The 223-nt window shown below is 71.7% G+C and carries 1 protein-coding gene; it reads left to right on the top strand.

Going from position 1 to position 223, the window contains the following annotated elements; genetic code table 11:
* The coding region (locus tag LK493_RS10425) for a transposase (RefSeq protein WP_227790938.1) at nucleotides 1-223 on the top strand (223 nt) is incomplete at both ends.

Genomic DNA, 223 nt, shown 5'->3' on the forward strand with positions numbered 1-223 from the left:
AAGGCGAGGCTCGAGGGGCTCGTCGAGGCCGAGGCCCGCAAGCCCAGGTGGAGGAAGAGGGTCGACTCCCTCCGCTGCCTCAAGGGCGTAGACACCGCGTCCGCCGCCGACCTCGTGTTCGAGGCCGGCGAGTTCTCGAGGTTCAGGAATGCCCGCTCGTTCGCGGCGTGGGTCGGCCTGACGCCCTCCGAGCACTCCAGCGGGGAGAGCGACCGCAGGGGCG

The organism is Collinsella aerofaciens (assembly GCF_020709435.1).
Lineage (GTDB): Bacteria > Actinomycetota > Coriobacteriia > Coriobacteriales > Coriobacteriaceae > Collinsella > Collinsella aerofaciens_AU.